Source organism: Salipiger sp. H15 (assembly GCF_040409955.1).
In the GTDB taxonomy this organism is placed as follows: domain Bacteria; phylum Pseudomonadota; class Alphaproteobacteria; order Rhodobacterales; family Rhodobacteraceae; genus Salipiger.
Genome location: NZ_CP123385.1, coordinates 69,565 through 90,375, shown reverse-complemented (window position 1 = coordinate 90,375; position 20,811 = coordinate 69,565). Strand labels below are relative to the sequence as shown.

General features: G+C 65.8%; 28 protein-coding genes. 14 read left to right on the top strand and 14 right to left on the bottom strand.

What is annotated here, in order from left to right; all coding sequences use genetic code 11:
* Positions 1-26: 26 nt before the first annotated feature.
* The 13 genes from PVT71_RS14730 to PVT71_RS14670 form a co-directional block, all read right to left on the bottom strand.
* Positions 27-1,952: a sulfatase-like hydrolase/transferase gene (locus tag PVT71_RS14730; protein ID WP_353474820.1), complete on the bottom strand. Its 1,926-nt coding sequence runs from the start codon at positions 1,950-1,952 to the stop codon at positions 27-29.
* Positions 1,953-1,961: 9 nt separating this feature from the next.
* Positions 1,962-3,056, bottom strand: a complete 1,095-nt coding sequence (locus PVT71_RS14725) for a tyrosine-type recombinase/integrase (RefSeq protein ID WP_353474819.1) — start codon at positions 3,054-3,056, stop codon at positions 1,962-1,964.
* A gap of 192 nt (positions 3,057-3,248) precedes the next feature.
* Positions 3,249-3,596 carry a hypothetical protein gene (locus PVT71_RS14720; RefSeq protein WP_353474818.1) on the bottom strand — a complete coding sequence of 116 codons (348 nt, stop codon included), beginning with the start codon at positions 3,594-3,596 and terminating at the stop codon, positions 3,249-3,251.
* 13 nt (positions 3,597-3,609) lie between these two features.
* Positions 3,610-3,792: a hypothetical protein gene (locus PVT71_RS14715; protein WP_353474817.1), complete on the bottom strand. Its 183-nt coding sequence runs from the start codon at positions 3,790-3,792 to the stop codon at positions 3,610-3,612.
* Positions 3,793-4,071: 279 nt separating this feature from the next.
* Positions 4,072-4,287 (bottom strand): hypothetical protein, encoded by a 216-nt coding sequence (locus tag PVT71_RS14710; protein WP_353474816.1) that lies wholly within the window; start codon positions 4,285-4,287, stop codon positions 4,072-4,074.
* Positions 4,284-4,613: a hypothetical protein gene (locus PVT71_RS14705; protein ID WP_353474815.1), complete on the bottom strand. Its 330-nt coding sequence runs from the start codon at positions 4,611-4,613 to the stop codon at positions 4,284-4,286. Before PVT71_RS14705 ends, PVT71_RS14710 begins: the two co-directional genes overlap by 4 nt.
* Complete coding sequence (locus PVT71_RS14700; RefSeq protein ID WP_353474814.1) at positions 4,610-6,592, bottom strand: DNA cytosine methyltransferase; 1,983 nt, start codon at positions 6,590-6,592, stop codon at positions 4,610-4,612. The genes PVT71_RS14705 and PVT71_RS14700 overlap by 4 nt, the downstream gene beginning before the upstream one ends.
* Positions 6,592-6,837 carry a hypothetical protein gene (locus tag PVT71_RS14695; RefSeq protein ID WP_353474813.1) on the bottom strand — a complete coding sequence of 82 codons (246 nt, stop codon included), beginning with the start codon at positions 6,835-6,837 and terminating at the stop codon, positions 6,592-6,594. Before PVT71_RS14695 ends, PVT71_RS14700 begins: the two co-directional genes overlap by 1 nt.
* Entirely contained in the window at positions 6,837-7,112 is a 276-nt protein-coding gene (locus PVT71_RS14690) for a DUF2312 domain-containing protein (RefSeq protein WP_353475544.1), read from the bottom strand. Before PVT71_RS14690 ends, PVT71_RS14695 begins: the two co-directional genes overlap by 1 nt.
* Positions 7,113-7,150: 38 nt before the next feature.
* Positions 7,151-8,353 carry a hypothetical protein gene (locus tag PVT71_RS14685; protein WP_353474812.1) on the bottom strand — a complete coding sequence of 401 codons (1,203 nt, stop codon included), beginning with the start codon at positions 8,351-8,353 and terminating at the stop codon, positions 7,151-7,153.
* A gap of 270 nt (positions 8,354-8,623) precedes the next feature.
* Positions 8,624-8,971: a hypothetical protein gene (locus tag PVT71_RS14680; protein WP_353474811.1), complete on the bottom strand. Its 348-nt coding sequence runs from the start codon at positions 8,969-8,971 to the stop codon at positions 8,624-8,626.
* Between the two features lie 324 nt (positions 8,972-9,295).
* On the bottom strand, positions 9,296-9,484 hold the full coding sequence (locus PVT71_RS14675; RefSeq protein WP_353474810.1) for a hypothetical protein: 189 nt from the start codon (positions 9,482-9,484) through the stop codon (positions 9,296-9,298).
* A 282-nt stretch (positions 9,485-9,766) separates the two neighbouring features.
* Positions 9,767-10,180, bottom strand: a complete 414-nt coding sequence (locus PVT71_RS14670; RefSeq protein WP_353474809.1) for a helix-turn-helix transcriptional regulator — start codon at positions 10,178-10,180, stop codon at positions 9,767-9,769.
* On the opposite strand from PVT71_RS14670, the gene PVT71_RS14665 reads away from it, so the two are divergent.
* The 3 genes from PVT71_RS14665 to PVT71_RS14655 all read left to right on the top strand — a co-directional run bounded on the left by PVT71_RS14665 (position 10,169) and on the right by PVT71_RS14655 (position 11,145).
* Positions 10,169-10,378 carry a hypothetical protein gene (locus PVT71_RS14665; RefSeq protein ID WP_353474808.1) on the top strand — a complete coding sequence of 70 codons (210 nt, stop codon included), beginning with the start codon at positions 10,169-10,171 and terminating at the stop codon, positions 10,376-10,378. The genes PVT71_RS14670 and PVT71_RS14665 overlap by 12 nt on opposite strands.
* Positions 10,375-10,605, top strand: a complete 231-nt coding sequence (locus tag PVT71_RS14660; RefSeq protein WP_353474807.1) for a hypothetical protein — start codon at positions 10,375-10,377, stop codon at positions 10,603-10,605. The genes PVT71_RS14665 and PVT71_RS14660 overlap by 4 nt, the downstream gene beginning before the upstream one ends.
* A 78-nt stretch (positions 10,606-10,683) precedes the next feature.
* On the top strand, positions 10,684-11,145 hold the full coding sequence (locus PVT71_RS14655) for a hypothetical protein (RefSeq protein ID WP_353474806.1): 462 nt from the start codon (positions 10,684-10,686) through the stop codon (positions 11,143-11,145).
* Positions 11,146-11,183: 38 nt separating this feature from the next.
* Here PVT71_RS14655 and PVT71_RS14650 read toward each other — a convergent pair whose 3' ends face one another.
* On the bottom strand, positions 11,184-12,026 hold the full coding sequence (locus tag PVT71_RS14650; protein ID WP_353474805.1) for a hypothetical protein: 843 nt from the start codon (positions 12,024-12,026) through the stop codon (positions 11,184-11,186).
* 238 nt (positions 12,027-12,264) lie between these two features.
* Between PVT71_RS14650 and PVT71_RS14645 the strand changes: the two genes are divergently transcribed.
* The 11 genes from PVT71_RS14645 to PVT71_RS14595 all read left to right on the top strand — a co-directional run bounded on the left by PVT71_RS14645 (position 12,265) and on the right by PVT71_RS14595 (position 20,801).
* The gene (locus PVT71_RS14645) at positions 12,265-13,077 is read left to right on the top strand and encodes a hypothetical protein (protein WP_353474804.1); all 813 of its coding nucleotides are present in this window, start codon (positions 12,265-12,267) and stop codon (positions 13,075-13,077) included.
* Positions 13,074-13,331, top strand: coding sequence for a hypothetical protein (locus tag PVT71_RS14640; protein WP_353474803.1), 258 nt, complete (start codon positions 13,074-13,076; stop codon positions 13,329-13,331). Before PVT71_RS14645 ends, PVT71_RS14640 begins: the two co-directional genes overlap by 4 nt.
* On the top strand, positions 13,328-13,627 hold the full coding sequence (locus PVT71_RS14635) for a hypothetical protein (protein WP_353474802.1): 300 nt from the start codon (positions 13,328-13,330) through the stop codon (positions 13,625-13,627). The genes PVT71_RS14640 and PVT71_RS14635 overlap by 4 nt, the downstream gene beginning before the upstream one ends.
* The gene (locus tag PVT71_RS14630; RefSeq protein ID WP_353474801.1) at positions 13,624-14,241 is read left to right on the top strand and encodes a hypothetical protein; all 618 of its coding nucleotides are present in this window, start codon (positions 13,624-13,626) and stop codon (positions 14,239-14,241) included. The genes PVT71_RS14635 and PVT71_RS14630 overlap by 4 nt, the downstream gene beginning before the upstream one ends.
* A 252-nt stretch (positions 14,242-14,493) precedes the next feature.
* Entirely contained in the window at positions 14,494-15,087 is a 594-nt protein-coding gene (locus tag PVT71_RS14625) for a hypothetical protein (RefSeq protein ID WP_353474800.1), read from the top strand.
* Positions 15,084-15,749 (top strand): transcription termination/antitermination NusG family protein, encoded by a 666-nt coding sequence (locus PVT71_RS14620; RefSeq protein ID WP_353474799.1) that lies wholly within the window; start codon positions 15,084-15,086, stop codon positions 15,747-15,749. The genes PVT71_RS14625 and PVT71_RS14620 overlap by 4 nt, the downstream gene beginning before the upstream one ends.
* Positions 15,750-15,985: 236 nt before the next feature.
* Complete coding sequence (locus tag PVT71_RS14615) at positions 15,986-16,366, top strand: HNH endonuclease (RefSeq protein ID WP_353474798.1); 381 nt, start codon at positions 15,986-15,988, stop codon at positions 16,364-16,366.
* Positions 16,367-16,468: 102 nt separating this feature from the next.
* Complete coding sequence (locus tag PVT71_RS14610) at positions 16,469-16,951, top strand: hypothetical protein (RefSeq protein ID WP_353474797.1); 483 nt, start codon at positions 16,469-16,471, stop codon at positions 16,949-16,951.
* A 2-nt stretch (positions 16,952-16,953) separates the two neighbouring features.
* Positions 16,954-18,651 (top strand): terminase large subunit, encoded by a 1,698-nt coding sequence (locus PVT71_RS14605; RefSeq protein ID WP_353474796.1) that lies wholly within the window; start codon positions 16,954-16,956, stop codon positions 18,649-18,651.
* Position 18,652: 1 nt separating this feature from the next.
* Entirely contained in the window at positions 18,653-19,975 is a 1,323-nt protein-coding gene (locus PVT71_RS14600; RefSeq protein ID WP_353474795.1) for a phage portal protein, read from the top strand.
* On the top strand, positions 19,962-20,801 hold the full coding sequence (locus PVT71_RS14595) for a head maturation protease, ClpP-related (RefSeq protein ID WP_353474794.1): 840 nt from the start codon (positions 19,962-19,964) through the stop codon (positions 20,799-20,801). Before PVT71_RS14600 ends, PVT71_RS14595 begins: the two co-directional genes overlap by 14 nt.
* The last annotated feature ends 10 nt before the right edge of the window (positions 20,802-20,811 follow it).

Here is a 20,811-nt window from a genome sequence, read left to right as displayed (position 1 = left end):
CGGGCAAGGTTCCGGGACGGGCGCCGTCACTGCACCTCGACAACCACGCTCTCGATCCCGCCGGTGAACTTGAACGGCGGCTGGTAGGCCGAGGTGACGGGCTGGCCGCTGTCCTCGCCGATGCCGAAGGTGTCGATGCCGAAGCGGCCCGCGACTGTCGACTCCATCGAGCCCGTCGCCACCTCGGTGCCATTGACCGACAGGGTGATCTCGGCGCCCTTGCCGGCCTCGCCCTCGGCGCCCTGGTAGGCGAAGTCGAGGGTGATCTCGGCCTCGCCCTCGGGCAGCGGCTCGCTGCCCTTCACCTCGGTGTGCTTCTCGAAGAGGTTGTAGTCGAAGATCGGCACCCCGGCATCGAGATAGAGCGACATGCCCGCGGCGACGCCGCCGAAGCCCATGATCACGCCCTCGGTCCCGGCGCCCTCGGTGTCGACCTTGGCGGTCAGCGTCCAGGATCGGTTCTTCATCGGCGGCGCGGCGGGCTCGGCGATGCGGATCGCGCCCGCGTAGTAGGTGAAGGTCTTGTTGCCCTCGACCGCGCCCGGCACCGGCGGCTTGGCGATGGCAAGCCGGGCCGAGCCGCGGTCATCGAGCGGCAGCACGCCGTATTTCTCGAAGGCCTCGTCAAGCATCGCCTTCAGCTCTTCCAGCTTCTCGGGGTTCTCGGCGGCAAGGTCGTTGGCCTCGGAGAAATCCTCGTCGAGGTTGTAGAGCTCCCACTTGTCCTTGTCCCAATTGCCCGGCGCGTAGTCCTGCCGCCAGGGGAAGGTGTGCTGGGCATTGGCCTTCCAGCCGTCGGCATACATCGAGCGGTTCGAGAAGACCTCGAAATACTGCTGGGTGCGGCCCTTGAACTCGGGGTCGGTGAAGCTCGACAGGAAGCTCTCGCCCTCGAGCGGCTTCTGCTCGACGCCGTTGACGCTTTGCGGCATCGGGATATGCGCCGCCTCGAGGATGGTCGGCACCACGTCGACGAGGTGCAGGAAGGCGGTGCGCGGCGCGTCGTCGTGCTGGATCTTCGCCGGCCAGCTGATCACCATCGGGTTGCGCGTGCCGCCGAGGTGCGAGGCCACCTGCTTGACCCACTGGAAGGGCGTGTTGCCCGCCCAGGCCCAGCCGACCGGGTAATGCGGCTCGGATTCCGGCCCGCCCAGCTTGTCGATGTTGGCCTTGATATCCTCGAGGTTCGAGGGAATGCCGTTGAGGTTCATGATCTCGTTGAGCGTGCCGTCGGGCCCGCCCTCGGACGAGGCGCCGTTGTCGCCGACGATGTAGATCACCATGGTGTTGTCGGCGTCGGGCAGTTCCTTCACCGCCGAGAGCAGCCGTCCGACCTCGTGGTCGGTGAAGGCGAAGTAGCCGGCGAAGTTCTCCATGAGGTCGTCATAGACCTCCTTCTGCACGTCGCTGAGCGTGTCCCAGGCCGGCACCCAGTCGGGGCGCGGGGTCAGCTCGGTGCCCTCGGGAAGGATGCCCATCTCGAGCTGTTTGGCGAAGACCTGGTTGCGGTACTCCTCCCAGCCCATGTCGAAGGCACCGTCGAACTGCTGCCGCCACTCGGCGGTGACGTGGTGCGGCGCGTGCATGGCGCCGGGGGCGAAATACATGAAGAAGGGCTTGCCCGGCGCGACCGACTTGGCGAACTTCATCCGCGCGATGGCGCGGTCGGTCATGTCGGTCATCAGGTGATAGCCCTCTTCGGGCGTCTTGTCGGGCTCGACCGGGACGGTGTTCTCGAAGAGCACCGGGTAGTACTGGTGCGTCTCGCCCGAGTTGAAGCCGTAGAAATAGTCGAACCCCATGCCGGTCGGCCAGCGGTCGAACGGTCCGGTGACGGTCTGCTCCCAGTCGGGGGTGTTGTGGTTCTTGCCGAACCACCAAGTCAGGGCATCAGTATTGATTTTATTGCGAATTTTTTCCGTTTTGTCCCACGTTGATTTGGCGTGGGACACTTTGGGGCATCACCAGAGCTTTAGGCCGCCCACCATCTTCATCGCCTCATGCGCCATCCGGCGCCGCTCGGCGCTCTTCGTGTAGATCGAGGACGTTGTCGGTTCCGTGTGCGTGAGGATCGACATGATCTGCAGCTCCGAGCAGCCCAACTCCCCTAGAAGTCCTCCCAGCGCCTTGCGCAGGCCATGCGAAGATCGATCGGACAGGCCTGCCTCGGCGGTCCAGCAAGACACGCTGTTCCCCAAGACATCCGGGCTGCCTAGGGGACGTCCTTGCTTGCCGAGAAGGTAGGTCTTGCCCTGCACGGTCATTCCGCGCGTGGCGGCGAGCAGCTGCGGCGCCATGGGCAAGCTGGCCGGCGCGCTGCCCTTCTTGCCAGGTTGCCAGTCCAGCCAGGTCATACCTTCGCGCTGAACCTCATGCCCGCGGCCGAGAATGGTCAGGTCGCCGCGGCGCGCCCCGGTAAAGAGGGCGAGGATAAGCCAGAGCCGGGGCATCGAGCCCTCTGGGTGGTGCGCCAGGAACTTCTTCACGTCTTGAGTCGTCCACGGTACCGCCCCGCCCCTGCCTCGGTGCACACGCCGGATGCCGGCCGTCGGGTTCGACTGCACGCGGCCCTTCTCCAGTGCCCATTCATAGGCCGAGCGCAGGGCCTTGATGCAGTTGTCGGCCTGCGCGGTGCGGGCGCCCCAGTGATCGCGCACGTGTACCATGGCCTCGCGGGGCAGGTCACAGTGCAGCGATCCGATACGGTCCCCCTCTGGGGTGATGACCTCCCGGGCGCGAAGCATGAGGCTCTTTCGCTGGCGCAGCGTGGCAATTGACGCGGCCCCGCCCTCGACCTTCGCCTCGAGCGCAATCAGGTAATCGTCGATCAGCGCATCCAGAGACGTCGCCGGCGCACAGGATTTCTTCTCCACGACCTCGATCGTGTGGCCCGCTCGCGCAGCCCAATAGTGCTCGCTGAAGGTGGGATCTTCGGGCCCAACGGGGATCACGATGCGGCGCTTCGGGTTACCCTCGACGCGCACCCGATGGCGGATTGCTCCACTCGGCAACCGCTCAGGCACGTAGCCCTTGAACCTGACCTGCACGTCGCTCATCCCTTCGTGTGCCCCCAGCGCTTGGGTTCAGCTTGGCCCGAAGTGCGAGATTCTTCTACGCCCTTGTCCTTGGCTTCCACTGTGAAGCTGCCGTCAGAGCCAACTCGGACGGTACCAGGTGCCATGCCGCAGGCCATCAGCGCCTCGAGGACGTTTTTGACAGCGGCGCTGGAGGGGCGCGCGCGTGCCATGTCAGCATCCCTCCGCGCGGTCGAGGCGCTCGATCTCGGCGATGAGCAGCGCGGCTGCCTTGACCAGATCGCGCCGCGCCGTAGTGGGCTTCCACCATTCCGGCGCCCACGGCCATTCCGCCGGCACCTCGGCGGAGCTCCAATCGTGATGCGCGCAGCAGACGTAGCAGCCGGCCGCCTCGGCGAGTTCGCCGCCATCGTGCTGATTGTCGTGCTCCTCGGTCCAGCCCTCTTGCATGATTTGCCGGCGGCGCTCGGCGAGGATGTCGAACTCGGCTGGTGTGAGCTGATGCGCGAAGTCCATCACTTCGAGCTCGGCCGGGGGCAGCTTGTGCGGTTGATCTTTCATAGTGCCTCCGGGGTTAGCTGGACTGCGCGCTTTCGCGCCTGCAAAGTTCGTCTTCCGCCCAATCACGGGCGGCTTCGTAGTCGTGAATTTCCGGGCTGTCCGGCTCGTCTATGATGTCAATTTCACCGGCTAGACGCGCGTCGAGTGCCTCGACGATAGCCCGAAGGCGGCGCTTTGTTAGAAGAGTTCTGGCCATGTCGGCCTCCGGAGTTATCTGGAAGGTTTCGGTGGTGGCGGGGTCATCGGCCAGTCTCCGGCAATGAGGCTCCAGCCTCTGGCGGCGATGTTCCACGGCACGTTGCCGGTCTCGTCCCGCTGCCATGCACCGGCGATGCCACAAGCGCATTCGAGCCTGACCCAGAACCCAGTACGCCAGCGGAACCGATGGCGGAGTTTCGGGCCTCCGCAGATGCTGTGGCATCCCGGGCAGGGTGCGACGCCTATTCTCGGGATGTATCCCATGGTGCCTCCGAGGTTAGGTGGAGTGGGGGTTGCAGGTCGGGCACGGTTGCCCGCGTCGGTTCTCGGCGACCGTCCAGTGATCGACGATCCAGCCGGTGTCATGGCCGCATTGTCCGCATTCGAAACGGATTCCGGGCGCGCCGCCGGGCAGATGCCCCGCGTCGGCGACGTGCATGCGCTTCACGGTCGGGCTGCGGGCTAGGTCAGCCTTGTGGAAGAGCAAGGTCATGCTGCTTCAATCGCGGGCATTCCTTTAGTTGCCCAAACAGCCGCCGCCTCAATATGTTGTGGCCCCGTTTTTTTACACTTGAGGAGCCGAATTTTTTCAACAACTTTCGGTTGAATGGTCTCGACATGCGGGCTGACGCGATGCAGCGTCACGTCAGTCCGTGAGTGGACTAACGAGTCCGAAGACCCTCTGAGCCAAAATACCGGAATTTTCCCGGAGCCAAGGGGTAGGGCGCTTTCTTGAAGACAGTACCTTTTCATCACCAATCGCCCCGGTTTGGACATCTTGCCCCATTCCGGGGTTTTTGGTTTGCCACAGATACTCATGCCGCAACCTCCTGAGCTTCGACCAAGTGCGCGCAGTTCGACCGCACCAGCGCCTCGGCCAACGGCGGGCAGACGCTGTTCCCGACGCAGGAGACCTGCACGTCCTTCGGGAAGGCCTCGAAGTCCCAGTCGTCACCACGCTCGTGCCAGACGCCCTCGATCACGTAGTCGGACGGGAAGCCCTGCGCGTTGAAGAGCTCGCGCGGGGTGAGCATCCGCATACCCACATCGACGATGATGAAGGACGTGCCGCCGATCTCGAGGGTGACGAACTCGCGGTCATCCCAGAGACCGTGCTGGCGCAGCAGCTCGGCCACCTGGCGGGCGCGGGGCGCGTGGGTGTCGTCGAAGGGCGGAGCTGCGAGCTCGGCCTGCATGGGCACGATCCGGTCCTTGGTGGTAATCGTGTGCATGGGTTCGGTGGCGGGGGCGCCATCGCCGGTGCCGTAGTATTTCGCCAGCCATGCCGCGACGGGCGTCTGGTGGCTGCCCGAGTTGGTGACGGTCGAGATCGGCTCACCAGCGGGGCGGCCCGGGTGAACGCCGCGCCCGTCATTGTTCTGTTGGGCGAGGAAAGCCGCGACCGGGTACTGCTTCACGCCGCCCGCCACGACGGTGTTGAGCGGCGCGGTGATGTCGAGCGCGCGGGGCGCCTGGCCTTTCCGCTCGCCGTTCCCGACATGCACCATGGTCGCGGCGATCATGCTGTTCTGGTCTTTCTTGCTCGCGCAGATGGTGTGGTGCGGATCCTTGATCGACCGGCAGCGGCCGCCCTGCTGCGCGTAGGTCAGCACCGGCGACACGACGGCGCTGTGGTTGCCTTCGGCGCAGACGGTGGGGTGAGGCTGCGCCACGGGGCCCATGCGGCGTGTGGTGCCCTTCAGGCTTGCCAGCACGGGCGCGACCACGGCGTGCGAGATGCCACCCGCAGTGATCACGCCATGCGGCTCGGTGAGCGGGTATTCCCGGCGCCCGCCGCTGTCGCCGTGGGCGATGCTCACCAGCGAGGGCGTGACCAGCGCCTTCTCGCCGCGGTTCGCGCCGGTCACGGTGCGCAGCGGATCGTCGAGGTCCTCGGTGCGTGCGCCGTGGGTCAGGTTGACCAGGAAGGGGCGCTCGGCGTCGAGCACGTAGCGGCGAAGCCCTTTGGCCACCCGGGCGAGGGTGTTGTCGGCCAGCGGCCGAACGGCGCGGAGGCCGTGCTTTTCCATGACCTCGGCCTTGGTGGCGAAGATGCTCGGGCAGGGCAGCGACCAGTCGATGCATTCCGCCGCGGTGCGCCACGGCAGCAACTTGCCCGCCATCACCTCTGGCGAGTCCGGCGCGCCATGGGTCGGCGCTGGCCAGACGATGCGCTGGCCGTCGAAGCGGATGGCGACGAAGAGCCGCTTGCGGATCGTCGGCGCGCCGTAGTCGCAGGCGCGCAGCTCGCGGCGCTCGATCTTGCCGCTGAGCTTGCGGATAGCCTTGCACCAGGTGGCGAAGGTCTCGCCCTTGCGGTCGGGGCAGGGCATCAGGCCGCGCTCGGTCTCGATCAGCGGGCCCCAACCGGCGAACTCCTCGACGTTCTCCATCAGCACGACGTCGACGCGCCCGCCGCTCTTCTGGATGCGCTCGATCCAGCCGGGGATGATCCACGCGAGGTCGCGGATGTTGCGCGCCACGGGCTTGCCGCCCTTGGCCTTGCTGAAGTGCTTGCAGTCCGGGCTGAACCACATGAGGCCGATGTGCTTGGCCGCGAGATGGTCGAGCGGATCGACGCGGTAGACGTTCTCGGACAGGTGCAGTGTCTCGGGGTGGTTCGCCGCGTGCAGCGCCAGCGCCGCCGGGTTGTGGTTGATCGCGATGTCGGGCCCGCGGCCGAGCGCCTGCTCGATGCCGGTGCTCGCCCCGCCGCCGCCGGCGAAGCTGTCGACGATCAGCGGCAGGCCGTTGAGGGCGCGGTCGGGCAGCTCGGGGAAGTCGAAGGTGTCGCGCATCAGTAGACCTCCGAAAAGGAGCGGATCGCCGATGCGAGCAGTGAAAGGACAAAGCTGAGCAGAGAGACGCCGCCGATGACGATGATCGCGAAGACCAGGACGCCGACCCACCATCCCTCGGGCAGCAACGGCTCGCGGCGCTCGGTGCCTTGCGGCTTGAGCGGGGGCAGTTCGGCCGACTTGCGGTGAGCGTGCTCGCCCATGGAGGGCGGCGGTGCGATGGGTGCGGAAAGGACGTCCTGCATCAGTCCATCCCCAGCGTGGCTTTGTACATTTCGAGCACCGCCTCTTCCTCGGCGATGTCGTTCTTGTCGCGCTTGCGCAGGGCGATGATCTTGCGCATCACCTTGGTGTCGTAGCCACGACCCTTGGCCATGGCCATGACCTCCTTCTGCTGGTCGGCGATCTCCTTCTTCTCGAGCGCTAGCTGTTCGAATTGCTCGATGAATTGCTTCAGTTCGGCGCCCGTCGCACTGAAGGCGGCATCGCGCACCTCGCGGTCGGCATCTGTCTCTTTCATCGGAATCTTGCTGTCGTCGAACATATCGGTCCCTCCGGTCACAGGCGCATGGGCATGACGACCCACAGGGCGTTGGGGTCGTCGGAATGGATCAGCGCAGGCTCGCCCTCGCCGGCGGTGCTGAGCTTGAAAGTCGGGGTGATGTCTCCCTGCTGGCGCAGGTAAGCGAGGTTGAAGCCGATCGATTTGGAGCTGCAGCCTTCCGCGAGGCGGCACTGCAGCGGCATCACGAAGCTCGCACCATCGTCGGAATGGGAGTTGTCGAAACCGATACGGCCCGTCTCGAAGTCCAGCTTCACCGGATTGACCAGCTGCGGCACGATCACCTTGGCGGCGCGGGCCATGCGGGACAGCGCGGCCCCGCTCAAGTGTGCCACCAGGTTGTCGCTCGGCGACGGGATCACGCGGGTGTAGTCGGGATAGGTGCCGTCGATGGTCTTTGCCCGCAACGTGGTCCCGGCCACCTCCGCGCAGAGGAAGTACTCGGCGCAGCTGAACGCGACCGGCTCGTTCCCGCCCTTTCCGGCGATGTTGAGCAGGAGGTCGACGGCCTTGGCTGCGACGATCAGCCCTTTCCGATCATCCCCTTTCAAGGCGCCGAAGTCAGCGGGCTCCTCCGTGTCGATGCGCGCCAGCTTGTGACCATTGGTGGTCACGGCGCGCAGCGTGCCGGTGTCCGGGTTTGTGGTCAGGAAGGTGCCGTTTAGATAGTAGCGGGTCAGCTCAGTGCTGACGCAGTGCCGCCCGAGCTTGAATAGCCGCACGACCTCGGTCTGGCTGAGGGTGAAGGTGGGCTGCACCTTGGCGCCACCGTTGGGCTTGAGGTGCGGAAATTCTTCCGCAGGCATGTGGGCGTTGAGGGTAAGCGAGGTCTCGCCATCACTCAGGCTGATCCGGTCCATGCACTCCTGATCCCGGGCGACCTTGCCCGGCATGAGTTGCATCACCACAGGCCCCGCTGCGCCGGGCGCAAATCCCGCGAAGACGCGCTCGGCCACCATGAACGTCGCCGCGCCTTCGGTTTCGGCTTCGATCTCGACGGTCAGCTCGATATCGAGATCGGTGCCAGACAGGGTCACGTGGCCGGGGGCGATCTCGACCTTGAGATAAGACAGCACGGGAATGGTGTTCCGGCGCTCGATGACCTTGCGCATAAGGGCGCTGGCGCGCTTGAGGGGCTCGCGGGGGATCGTTGCGCACGCCTTCACGGCGGCCATGTCTTTCGGGGCTTGGTGAAGCATGGTGCTCCTCCTTTGCGATGATGAGCCCCTCGCTGCGTTCGTCCGTGGGGCAGTGGGCAGTCCATATGCAGCGCGGCGAGGGGATGCGGGCCTCGTGCCCGGCATTCGCTGTGATCGGTCCCATGGCGGGCGGCATCCGGTGGGCGCGGTCCTGTAGAGAATTCGGCGACCCCGTGAGTGGTGGCTTCTTCTTGGCCGTCGTCTCTCCGCGCCGGGCGGCTGGCAGCGCCCGTACCTGGATGCCGCCGGCCATGGGGCCGACGGGGTGGGTCAGGCCGCGCCCTCGGGCTGGCCGAGCAGCCGCTGGATGAGGCGCGCCCGCCTGGCGGCCCGCTCGCCCTTCACCCGCTCGCATGCGGCGGTGATGGCGGGGCGGGCCCGCTCGAGCGCGGCGGCGAGATCATCCTCGGAAGCGGTCACCGCCGGCGGGGCCGGATAGTGCGAGGTCATCGCCTCGAGCCGTGCCAGGCGCCCGGCAGTGATCGGCGCGCCGCGCAGCTCCTTCGCGTCGAGCCAGCCCTGCTGGCAGGTGGCGGGGGCCCGGAAGGCAAGCTCTGGGTCCGTCAGAACGGGCGCGAGCATGCTGAGCGGCGGGATGCCGTGGTGAAGCTGGGTCATTTGATCCTCCTGTTGGGGCGCCGCCTTGCGCGGCGGAATTCGAGGTCGAGAGCGAATGCACAGAACCGCGCCGCGGCGGGGTTCGGCATGAGCACCAGGGCAGTTCGCCTCAGGCGGTCCCGCAGCACGATGAAGTCGCGGAACTGCCGGGCTTGGATCGGGCGAAAGGCGACCCTCACGGCTTTGCAACCTGTGAATGAAAATGCTTGTAATTACCCGCCGTAACCCCTTGCGGGTCTTTCCGATTTCGGTGGTGGCGAGTAACTGTCTTTCGGGGATTCGGCACAACTCTCAGGAGAGGCGGCTCATATGGGGCGAAGAGTGTCATTGCCTGCCCTCTTCAAGGAGGTTGGCATGGAAACGCGGAATGGCGGTGGATGGCGAATTGCCTTCGTCGTCGGAGAGGGCCGCGAAAATGTCGGCAAGGTCGCCTGCGAGCGCGGAGGAGGCGGGGCGGTTGCCCTCGCGGATCGCGCGCCGCAGCAGGCGGAGGTGGTGCTGAATGTGATCCATCTATGATGTCTCCCTGCGAATGACCCGCGATCGGCGCTGCTTCTTCGGCGGGCGGTAGGGGGACAATAATGTGCCGATTGGCACTTAGTCAATCAGCAATGTGCCATTCGGCACATAATGTAGTCTTGCGTTGAAGCACGAAACGCGAACGTTTATGCCTTAAGGCATTCGCGAAGGAGTTTGAGGGGATGGGAATGGGGTCTGCGGAGCACATGGCAGAAGCGTGTCAGCGCTTGGATGATGATCAGCGCGCTGAGATCGTGGATGCTGTCGTGTCGGCAGTCAGTCTTCGTGCGACGAAAGGATCCCACGAATCTGTGCTTCCACAACTCGCTGCTCTTCTGGCTCAAGCAGAGAGAAGAGCGCGGCGAGGCGGCTAGTAGATGTCGCTTCTTGGCGCTTAATGAATTCGTTCAAAGTTTTGCCGTAATAGGCCGCTAACAGCATCCCGTTCTCGACCGTGGTCGATGAGCCATCGCGCGCCCGCAGCTTGTTTATGACATCACGAGACACGCCGGTAGCCGAGACCAGCTCCGCTATCGTCGTTCCCTGGTTCTCCATGTGCCACATAAGGGCGCTGCGAAAATCATCAGCCATAAGCCTGCTTAAAGAGCCAAGTGGCACATTCGGCAACGTGTCATTTGGCACTTGCAAAGCAGAGTGCCAATTGGCACATTGCTGATCATGGAACAGCATCACGACATACTTCGAGAGTTGGAAGAGTTCGAGCGGGAGACCGGGGTCTCCCCGGCGACCGTATGCCGGTCGGCGACCGGCAACCCTCGGCTGTACAAGCGGCTGCGCGAGCGGTTTGAGCAAACACGCGAGCAGGTCGAGTTGATCCGTGCGGAACTCACGAAGCGGCGAAATCTCGGCGAAAGGGGCGAAGCATGACCCCCAGAGATTATGAAATCGGCGCGTTTGAAATGCATGCATCTTCTCCGCGGAATGTTCCGGAGATTTTTATCCTGTCGAAACAGGTCGGCGCGGCTCGCTGCCCTTTCAAGGGCTTTGCCGCAACAATTCGAATCCCGGCGCCCCTCACGCCGGGCCACAGCGCGGGCAGGGGCTCTTCCTCCCTGGTCCCGCCCGCGCTGCACCCGATCACCACCATTCACTGAACACTGACCTGTCTCATGGTGCCGACCATGGGGCGGTCAGCCTACCGCATCCAGCGAAACGTTGACGAGGACCTTCACATGAGACCCCAGCGCTACGGCACGATCCAGAATGTGGTCCGCGACGCGGTGGATGCCACCGGAAGATCGCATCAGGACGTGGCCGGCCTCCTCGGCATCCGCGGCTCGACCCTGTCCTACGGCATGGAAGACAACGAAGACCGCCCGGGCGGACTCGGGGTGAACTACCTGCACCGGCTGGGCCTCGACTGCCCGGCGGCGGCGGCTCCGGTCGCGCAGCATTTCTCGGCGCTGGCCGGCGGCGTGTATCGCCCGGTCGACCTCGGCGCGAACGTGACCTCGCTCTTCGTCCAGTGCGGCGATGTCGCCCGCGAGTGCGGCGAGGCGCAGGCGGCGATCCTGCTGGCCGAGGTGAAGGCCTCGGTGAAGACCGACGCGGAGGCGCTGAAGGAGATCGACGACGCCGTTGAGGCCATGCTGCGCGTGCGCGCGGTCATCGCCGCCCGGGCGGGAGCGGCGTGATGGCGGGCTCGCCCCACGAGGGTGGTCGCGTCTCCGGCTTACTCGGCGGCCGGGTAGCCGGCGCAGAGCTCTTCGAAGTCGAACACAAAGGAGAGCTCGGGAGCGACGAATTTTCCGTCTGCCATCACGACCTTTTCCAGGGCCTTTCGAAAGCGGGCGAGCCGCACTTCGTCGAAGCGCGAAATTGTCGCAATGTGTTCCGCAAGGGTGCGCCGCTGGGGGCGAATTCGGCGAACCATGTCGGTCAGGCCGTCGAGGAGCTCGATGGTGATTGCGTCGCGGAACCGGCTGAACATTGGCTCGGAGTTCAGCTCGTCCTCGATGTAGATGCAGATCGCGTCGATTTCTTCCGGGTGAAACTCGCCGTCGGTCTTCGCTGCGGCGACCAGAACGAAGAGTGCGGCGTTCAACTCGTCCCGGATCGCCCTTGGCGCCATGACTTCGGGTTTACGGACCGCGTTGCGGTTCGGGGCGGCAAGCTCGCCGAGTTCGATGAACAGGTGCTCACGGAAGAACTCCGCGGTTTCAATTACCTCTCCATCGTCGGTGATGAAGCATTCGATCCGATCGCAGCGGAAGCTGCGCAGGGCCTTGCGTTCGTGGCAGATGGCCTGAAGGAGGTGCCCATTCCTGCCAGTCTTAAGCTTCTGCAGAGTGATGCGTCGGCGGGTCTCCTGCCCGCGGGAGTCGCAGTAGTCGATCATGCCATAGATTGGTTCCAGGGCCAGTTCGCCGCTCTCATCGATCGCCTCCATCTCCGGATCGTCGGGAGCTGCAGCCTGCGGCTCGGGAATGGACGGGCGCTGCGTTACGCGCGGTGGCGGAGGTGCGGGCGTATAGATGTCGGGCGTGCGTTGATTAAGCCAAGACAAGAGCGCCATGTGAATTCCCCCAGTGCCACTCGCTACAAACGTGGGAAAGGTGCGGGGCATACGCCGATTCGGGCAACCCTTCGTTTGCTGAAAATCGCTGATGCGGGAGCGAGCGCGCGCCGTTCTACGGTTAGCGCGACCTCAGGCATGTTCAATTCCATCCCTAGCGCCGGGGTCACAGGCGCACCTCCCTGTCAAACTCCCCCGCGCGGCACATCGCTGCGCGGGGCTTTTCACGAGGTGACCTATGGGTAAAGCGAACCTGACAGCGCGCGAGAAGGCGATCGTCGCCTTCTGGCGCGAGGGCATGACCGACGCCGAGATCGCCGGCAAGGTCGGATGTACGCGCGGGTTTGTCGGCGTGGCACGTCGTCGACTCGAGCTGGCGGCGAACACGTTCCGCACTTGCGCCGACGACGAGGCCCAGCGGCTCCGTGAACGGCGCGTGGCGGAATTTTGGGGAGAGGGGCTCGCTGACGGGAAGATCGCGGCTCGGCTCGGCTGTTCGACTTCGACGGTCGTCAGGGTCCGCAACAAGCTCGGCCTCGCGCGCATCCTAGGGCGCAAGAGCAAGGTCGATGATGCGGAGCTGAGGAAGCTGCACGCGGAGGGTAAGACCGACGCTCAAATGGCCGCGCTCTTCGGCGTGATGCCCAAGACATTCAAGGCGCGGCGGGCGGCGCTGGGGCTTGTAAGAAACCGCCCCGCCGATGGCAAGCGCCGGCCCGGGCCGCAGGCCTTCACCGAAGCGGAGCTCCGCGAGGCGCACGCCGAGGGGCTCACCGACCACGAACTCGCAGCGCGGTTCAAGGTAGACGTCTCGACCACCAAGAGATGGCGGAGCGAGTTCGGGTTGCCTCTGAACAGCGCCGCTCCGGTCGTCGAGGTGGCCGAGGTAGAAGACGCGCCCGTTGTGGCCGAGGTGGCGGCCGAGACTGCGCAACGCGCCATGCTGCGCCGGGCCGCGCGCTGCGCCTTCGCCCTGGCCCCACAGGACCCGCGTTTGCTTCCCATGCTCGAGCCTCTGGTGGCCGAAGAGATGCGGAGGGCCGCGGCATGATGGACCGTGAGGCCGATCTGCGGGATCTCGAAATGCTGCGATTGCGCGACGAGTGCGGCTTGTCCGCCGCCGAGATCGGGCACCGGCTTGGCCGGTCCAGGGCATCGGTGCTCGGTATCTTCCACCGCGTCCGTGAGGGCGAGCGGCAGCATGAGGCGGCGTGCGAGCAGCGCGGGGTTCCCGTCTGCCAATGCGTCAAGCCGGAGAACCAGGACGCCGGCATGGCGGCGCGCTGGTGGGCGGGTGCGGCATGAGCAGTCGGGTACGTTCTGCCTTCATCATTGCCGCCACTGCGCTCGCCCTGCGCAGCGGCGGTATCGCTGCCTGCATCGGTGACCTGAGGGCGCTGAGTGCCGCGCTCGACGCCTTCCCGCGTGCCCAGCCCGACGACGAGATCGGCGCGGCGCACGGGCACGCGCGAGCCATGATGTCGGCGCGTCGATATGGCGATGAGGTGGGCTACAGCGAGGCGCACTACGCGCTCCGTCTGGAGATGGCCGCGCATTGGGCGCGTTGGGCCGGGGCGTTTTCGAAAGGTGGTGAGGCATGACCAGGCACGCGCTTACGTTGGTGCACGGCGGGGAAGACCTGCCGCTGTATCCGATCTCGGCCGAGGATCGGCTCGACTCTCACTTCTTCATCCAGTGGAACCTCAAGCGCTGGCGCAAGAGCAACTTCCGGCGCCTCGCCGAGCCGGAAGTCGGCTGGTTCGGCTTCCTGCTGATCTGCGAGGCGCATGACGAAACCCCGGTAGGGACCTTGCCGACGGATGAGCGTCTGCTTGCGGACACCGTCGGCGTCAGCCTCGATCGGTGGCGCCAGCTATGCGAGCGGGAGATCAACCCGCTGCACAATTGGCACCTGGTGCGCTGCGACAACGGCGAGATCAGGTATGCGCACCCGATCGTCCAGGAAGTCGCGCTCGAGGCGCTAAAGTCCCGGAAGAAGAACATGGTCGAGGCCGATCAACGGCGGCTGGCGAAGCGTCTGAAAGACCTGCGCGAGATGATCGAGAAGCGGATCAGCGCGCCGCAGCTGCCGCGCACGCCGGGATTCCTCGAGCGCTTCAACGACTGGCTCGAGGAACACTACCCCGACGCGCAGCGCCGGGAGCCACTGGTGCGGCAGGCCCTGGATGAATTCCAGATGGAAATGTCGCGATGAAAGGGGCGCTGCCGTTCCGTGACATTCTGTTACCGTCACAGAATATTCCGGAAAGATCACAGAACGGAACGGAAAGAACACGGAATATTCCGTGTTTCTCCGCGTTCGGTGACGAGCGCTCCCCTTTTTTGGACCGTTTCCGTTCCCGCTGAAAGGAGAGGAAACGAGAAAGAAACGAAAAGACTGCGGCGCGCCAAACCAACGGCGACGGCTGTGGATAACCCCGGACCTGCCGAGAAAAGGAGGCTGGCGATGACCGTAGAGCAGACCACCACCATCGAGACCAACCGTGACCGGGTGCGCAGATTGCTTATCGCGCCGCTCAGGCAGCGCGGCTTCCGCTTTCCCAAGGGCACCGAGGAGGCGGACCAGGTGAAGCGCCTCGACGCGATCGCGGACAGCATGGGCTACCTCAGTGACGAAAGCCTACGCGTGCTCGAGCAGTGCATGCGCGCAAAGGGGCAGGGGTCGGCCCGGTGCTTCTGGCCCGAGCTCGCCAGTTTCGAGGGCTATGCCGAGGCGCGCGAGCCGCGCCCGCTCGGCGAGCTGCCGGCCGTGCTGCGGTGGTTCCGCTCTGTCGCCGGGCAGCAGGCGCTCGAGGGGAACCGGCTCGTGGCCGAGTACCAGTTCTGGACCGACAAGAAGCGCCCGCCGACCGGCTTCCGTGAGAAGGAGGCGGTGGCGCGGCGCGCTGCCGAGCATGCGTCGAAGGTTGAGCGAGTGCGGGATCGCATTGCGCGTGGGCTCATGCCCTTCGACGGCGATGGGGAATGGCTCGCCTGGTACGACGAGACCGAGGCGAAAGTGCGCGGCTATGTCGAGGCGGCGCAGGAGGGCGGCGCATGAGCATCTTTATGTCGGAACAGCAGTGGAGTGCACACGCGATGGTCAGCCCCTATCTCAGCCTTCGAGTGGGCGACGCCGTCCCGATCGAGAGCAGCTCGGCCCCGATCTTCGAGCCGGGCGAAAGCGCTTGGTATGCGCTGCTCTGCCGCCCGCAGCAGGAGCGGCAGGCCGAGAGCTGGCTGGCGGCACGGGACGTCTACGCCTTCCATCCTGTCACGTCGCGGCAGACGCGGGTGCGCGGCCGGGTCCGCGAGTACGAGCGCCGGTATCTGCCGGGCTACATCTTCGCCCGCTTCAACGGCGTGCCACTGCCGCACCGCGTGCTGACCTCGCCCTTTCTCACGGGCGCGCTCTGCCGGTCTGACGGCCGGTGGGGCGTGCTCGGGCCGAAGCGCCTGGCCGCGCTGCATGAGATGCGCGCGCGGGACCTGCGGCAGGAGGATGAACTGCGCGCGGCAAAGCGGAAGGCGGCGGCAGCGCGGCGCGTGCTGGTGGGCGACAGGGCGATGTTCCGGGCCGGACCCTTCGAGGGCTTCCATTGCGAGGTGGTCGAGATCGACGCTGTGGGCGGGCTCAAGGTGCGCTTCGAGCTTTTCGGTCGCGAGAACTCGGTGGTGACTTCACCGGACAGTCTGGTGAGCTTGGCCGAGAAAGAAAGTTGACAGCTTGGCGTGATGCTTCCTAACGTCGCCGCCACAGGCCTCATGCTCCGAGTGCTCTCCCGAAGAGGGACAGATACCGGAGCGGGTGGGCGGCGAGGATGGGTTGAACGCCACATCTGACACGCCTGCACTGTGTCCCGAGCCCCGCCAATGTGCGGGGCTTTGTCGTTTTCAGGCTATGGGAAAGCGCGGCGCAATGAGTGCGTTGCGCGTCACAGCCAATCATCGGGACGATCATGGGACGACTGAGCGGGCGGGGCGTCGGTGGGAGGCTCGGGCGTCAGCCATCGCGCTTGGCGGTGCCGGCCAATGAGGCCGAGCGGGCAAAGCAGCGTGCCGACATTATGCCGGGCCGCGCCCTCTACAACACGGCGCGTTGGAAGCGGCTTCGGCTCGAGGTGCTCAAGCGCGATGGCTTCATCTGCCAGCAGACGGGCGTACGCCTGACCGGCAAGAGCCCGGCGCCGAACAGCCCGGTGGTCGACCACAAGACGCCGCACCGCGGTGACCCCGCGCTCTTCTTCGACCCGGAGAACCTGCAGGCGGTCAGCAAGGCGTGGCACGACGGCGAGAAGCAGCGGCAGGAGAAGGCGGAGTGGCTGGCCTCAGGCCGGTGACCTCCGGCACCGAAAAATCCCGCCCTCGGAGGGGGGAGGGTCGAAACTTTCGGCCTTTCGCAGCTGAACTCCCGCGCCCCCTTCACTCGGAGATTTTTTCTCGTGGCTCTGGAATTTGACCTCCTCGGCGATCCGATCAACCCCAAGCGGGGCGAGCCGGGACGCAACGAACATCTGCCGACGGCGGAAAATGCAAACAAAGTCAGGACGTTGCTTCTGTCTGGTCTGAGCCTTGCGCGGATCGCGGACGAGATGGGCATCTCGGCGCCGACGCTGCGGAAGCATTATTTTCAAAACGGCAAGATCAACCGGTCGCTCGCCCGTGAGATGGCGCTGGCCGAGGCGCGGGCGAAGAACCTGCTGCAGCTCCAGAAGGCGGCCGACGGCGGCAACGTCTCTGCGATGAAGGAGATGCGGCAGATCCTCGATCGCGAGCACCAGGCCGAACTCGATGCGCGCTATCGCCGGGAGGCGGCGGCGGCGGGCCGCGCCGCGCCGAAGGGCAAGAAGGAGATCACCCGGGCGGCGGCACTGCAGGCCGAGGAAGAGCTCGACGCGCTCTTCGACAATGAGACCCGTCACTAGCCATGGCCTTCGACTTCGCGTGTCCGGACTGGGAGGAAAAGCTCCGGCGCGGTGAGACGCCGATCCCAGCGCTGCCGGTGAACAAGGACCGGGCCACACGGGCGGTGAACTTCTTCAACGGGTTGCAGCTGCCGGACGTGCCCGGGCAGCCGCGCCTGGCCGAGGCGGCCGGCGACTGGTTCCGCGACATCGTCCGGGCAGCCTTCGGCTCCGAGGACCCGGAAACCGGCCTGCCGCTGATCAACGAGGTCTTCGCGCTGGTGCCGAAGAAGAACTCGAAGACCACCTATTCCGCGGCTCTGGGGCTGACCGCGCTGCTGCTCTGGGACCGGCCGAACGCGCAGATGCTTATCCTCGGCCCGACGCAGAACATCGCGCAGCGCTGCTTCGACCAGGCGCACGACATGATCAAGGCGAACCCCAAGCTCGCCGCGATCTTCCACGTGCAAGAGCATCTGAAGACGATCACGCGGATCAAGACCGGCGCGACCCTGTCGGTGAAGACCTTCGAGATGGGCGTGGTGACCGGCGAGATTCCGGCGCTGACGATCATCGACGAGCTGCACGTGATCGCGTCCCGGTCTTTCGCGGAGCGGGTGATCGCGCAGATCACCGGCGGCATGGTGACGAACCCGCACGCGCTGCTGGTCTACATCACCACCCAGTCGGACGTGCCGCCGATGGGCGTGTTCAAGACCAAGCTCGAGTTCGCGCGCGGGGTGCGGGACGGGAAGATCACCGAGGGCGTGCGGATGCTGCCGGTGCTCTACGAGTTTCCCGAGCGTGTCCAGGTCGCCAAGGACAAGCCGTGGCGCGATCCCACGCTCTGGCCGATGGTGACGCCGAACCTCGGGCTCTCGGTCAACCTGCAGATCCTCAAGGATCAGTACGCGGCCCGGCGGCAGGAGGGGCTCGAGGCCGAGATCATCTGGGCCTCGCAGCACCTCAACATCCAGGTGGGCATGGGCCTGCACAATGACCGCTGGATCGGGACGGACTACTGGGAGGACGCGAGCGAGCCCGGTCTGACGCTCGAGGAGCTCATTCGGCGCTCCGAGGTCTGCGTCGCCGGGATCGACGGCGGCGGCATGGATGACCTGCTCGGGCTGAGCGTGGTCGGTCGCGAACGGCACACACGGCGCTGGCTGTCCTGGTCGCGCGCCTGGGTGCACCCGATCGCGCTCAAGCGCCGAAAGAAGATGGTGCCGGTGCTGCAGGACTTCGAGAAGGCTGGAGAACTGGTGATCTGCCAGCACCCGACGCAGGACGTCGAGGAACTGGTCGCCGAGGTGGGCAATCTCTACCGCGCCGGCGTCCTGCCGCAAAAGGCCGGCGTCGGCCTCGACCCTGAGGGTGTGGCGGCGATCGTCGACGCGCTCGAGCTCGACGGCATCCCGACCGAGATGCTGGTGCCGGTGAGCCAGGGCTACCGCCTCAACGGCGCGATCAAGGGCACCGAGCGGAAGCTCTACGACGGCTCGATGAAGCACGCCGAGCAAGGGCTGATGACCTGGTGCGTCGGCAACGCGAAGACCGAGACGCGCGGCAACGCGGTGGTGGTGACCAAGGCGGTCAGCGGCTCGGGCAAGATCGACCCGCTGATGGCGCTCTTCAATGCCGTCTGGCTGATGAGCCTCAACCCTGCCGCGCCCGCGCGGATCGATGATTTTCTGGCGCAGGCCGTGATGGCGATGGAGTGATATGGGACTCGTGACACGGGCGCTCGCCGCCCCCTTCAAGCTCATGAACGCCGTGCGGGACGAGGTCGCGAAGGAGCGCCGCCTGACCACGCAGAACGGCGCCGGCTGGGCTCGTTTCGCCGGGCGGAGCAGCACCGCCGGGAAGGTGGTTTCGCAGGACAGCGCGCTGCAGGTCGCGGCGGTCTGGGCCTGCATCAAGATCACCGCGCAGGCTGTCTCGTCCCTGCCTCTCGCGATGTACGAGAAGCAGGGCAACGACAGCCGGGTGAAGATCGACGACACGCTGGCCGAGGTGCTCACCGACAGCCCCAACCGGGATCAGACGCCGCTCGAGTTTTGGGAAGGGCAGGTGGCTTGGCTGCTGGCGGGAGGCAACGCCTATGCCGAGCAGACGATGATCGGCACCCGGCTGACAAGCCTCGCTCCGCTGGGCGGGTCCTGCCGGCCGAAGCGGAAAGCCGACGGCACACTGGTCTACCTGGTGACAGACCGCGGCAAGACGGAAGAGCTTCCGCGCGACAAGGTCTTCCACATCAAGGGATTCGGTCAGGGTCTTCAGGACATCGACCTCGGCCTGTCGCCGATCGCGGCGGGGACCAACTCGATCGGTGCGGCGATGGCCGCGCAGGAGGCCGCCGCGGTGACCTTCTCGAATGGGATGCGGGGCTCCGGCTTCTTCCAGTTCGACCAGCAGCTGACGCCGGAACAGCGCGAGATGGCGCGAAAGAACCTGATCGAGCCGCTGCGCGGAAGCGGCAAGGCCGGGGGGATCGGTCTGCTCGAGGCGGGCACCACGTGGCAGAGCATCTCGCTCAATCCCGAGGACGCCCAGATGCTCGAGACGAGGCGCTTCGACATCGAGGAAATCTGTCGGTGGTTCGGCGTTCCTCCGATCATCATCGGCCATGCGGCGGATGGGCAGACCATGTGGGGCAGCGGGGTGGAGCAGATCCTGCTCTCTTGGCTGACACTCGGGATCGACCCGATCTGCGACCGCATCGAGGCGAGGATCAAGAAGCAGCTCATCCGCCCGACCGGCCGGCGCCGAGTCTACGCTGAGTTCAATCGCGAAGCGCTGCTGCAGATGGACGCTCAGGCCAAGGCCTCCTTCCTGTCGTCGATGGTGCAGAACGGCCTGATGGATCGGAACGAGGGCCGCGCGAAACTCAACCTGCCGCGCCGTGACGGCGGTGACCAGCTGACCGCGCAGACCAATCTGGCGCCCCTCGATCGGCTCGGCGCGACCGGGGCCGGCACCGAGGTGCGCAACGCTCTGCGGCACTGGCTTCTCGGAGAAGAGGAACACGATCATGACCATTCGTAATCTGCCGCGCGCGGACATCTCGTCCCGGTCCGGCCTGCGCAGCGGGCTGTCGCAGAAAGTTCTCGATCGGTGGAGCCCGGATGTGCGCGCGGCGCTCGAGGACGAGGATGCCACGATTTCCATGCTCGACGTGATCGGGCAGGACTTCTGGGGTGAAGGAGTGACCGCCAAGCAGGTCACGACGCAGCTCCGCCGCATTGGCCAGCGCGACGTGACCGTGGTGATCAACAGTCCCGGCGGCGACTACTTCGAAGGCCTCGCGATCTACAACGCCCTGCGCGAGCATCCGGCCCGCGTCACGGTGAAGGTGCTGGGCATTGCCGCCTCGGCGGCCTCGGTGATCGCCATGGCGGGCGACGAGATGAAGATTGCCCGTGCCGGCTTCCTGATGATCCACAACACCTGGGTGCTCGCCGCCGGTGACCGGCACGCGTTCCGCGATGTTGCGAACTGGCTCGAGCCATTCGATGCCGCGGCGGTGGACATCTACGCTGCCCGCACCGGGATCGCCGCCGCGGAGATCGGGCAGATGCTCGACCGCGAAACGTGGATCGGTGGTGCGCAGGCGGTCGAGGATGGCTGGGCGGACACGCTGCTTTCTTCGGACGAGCTCGCCAGCGTCTCGCAGAGCGCCGAGGGCAAGGCGCTGCGCGCCGAGCGAAAGCTCGATCTGCTCGCCGCCCAGAGCGGCATGCACAGGAAGGAGGCCCGCCAATTGCGCGCGGACCTGAAGGGGGGCACGCCCGGCGCTGCCTCGACCGGCATGCATGACGCTGCCGTCATCCAGGGGGTCGAGAACCTCCTCAACAGGCTGAAATCCATCTGAAGGATATGAT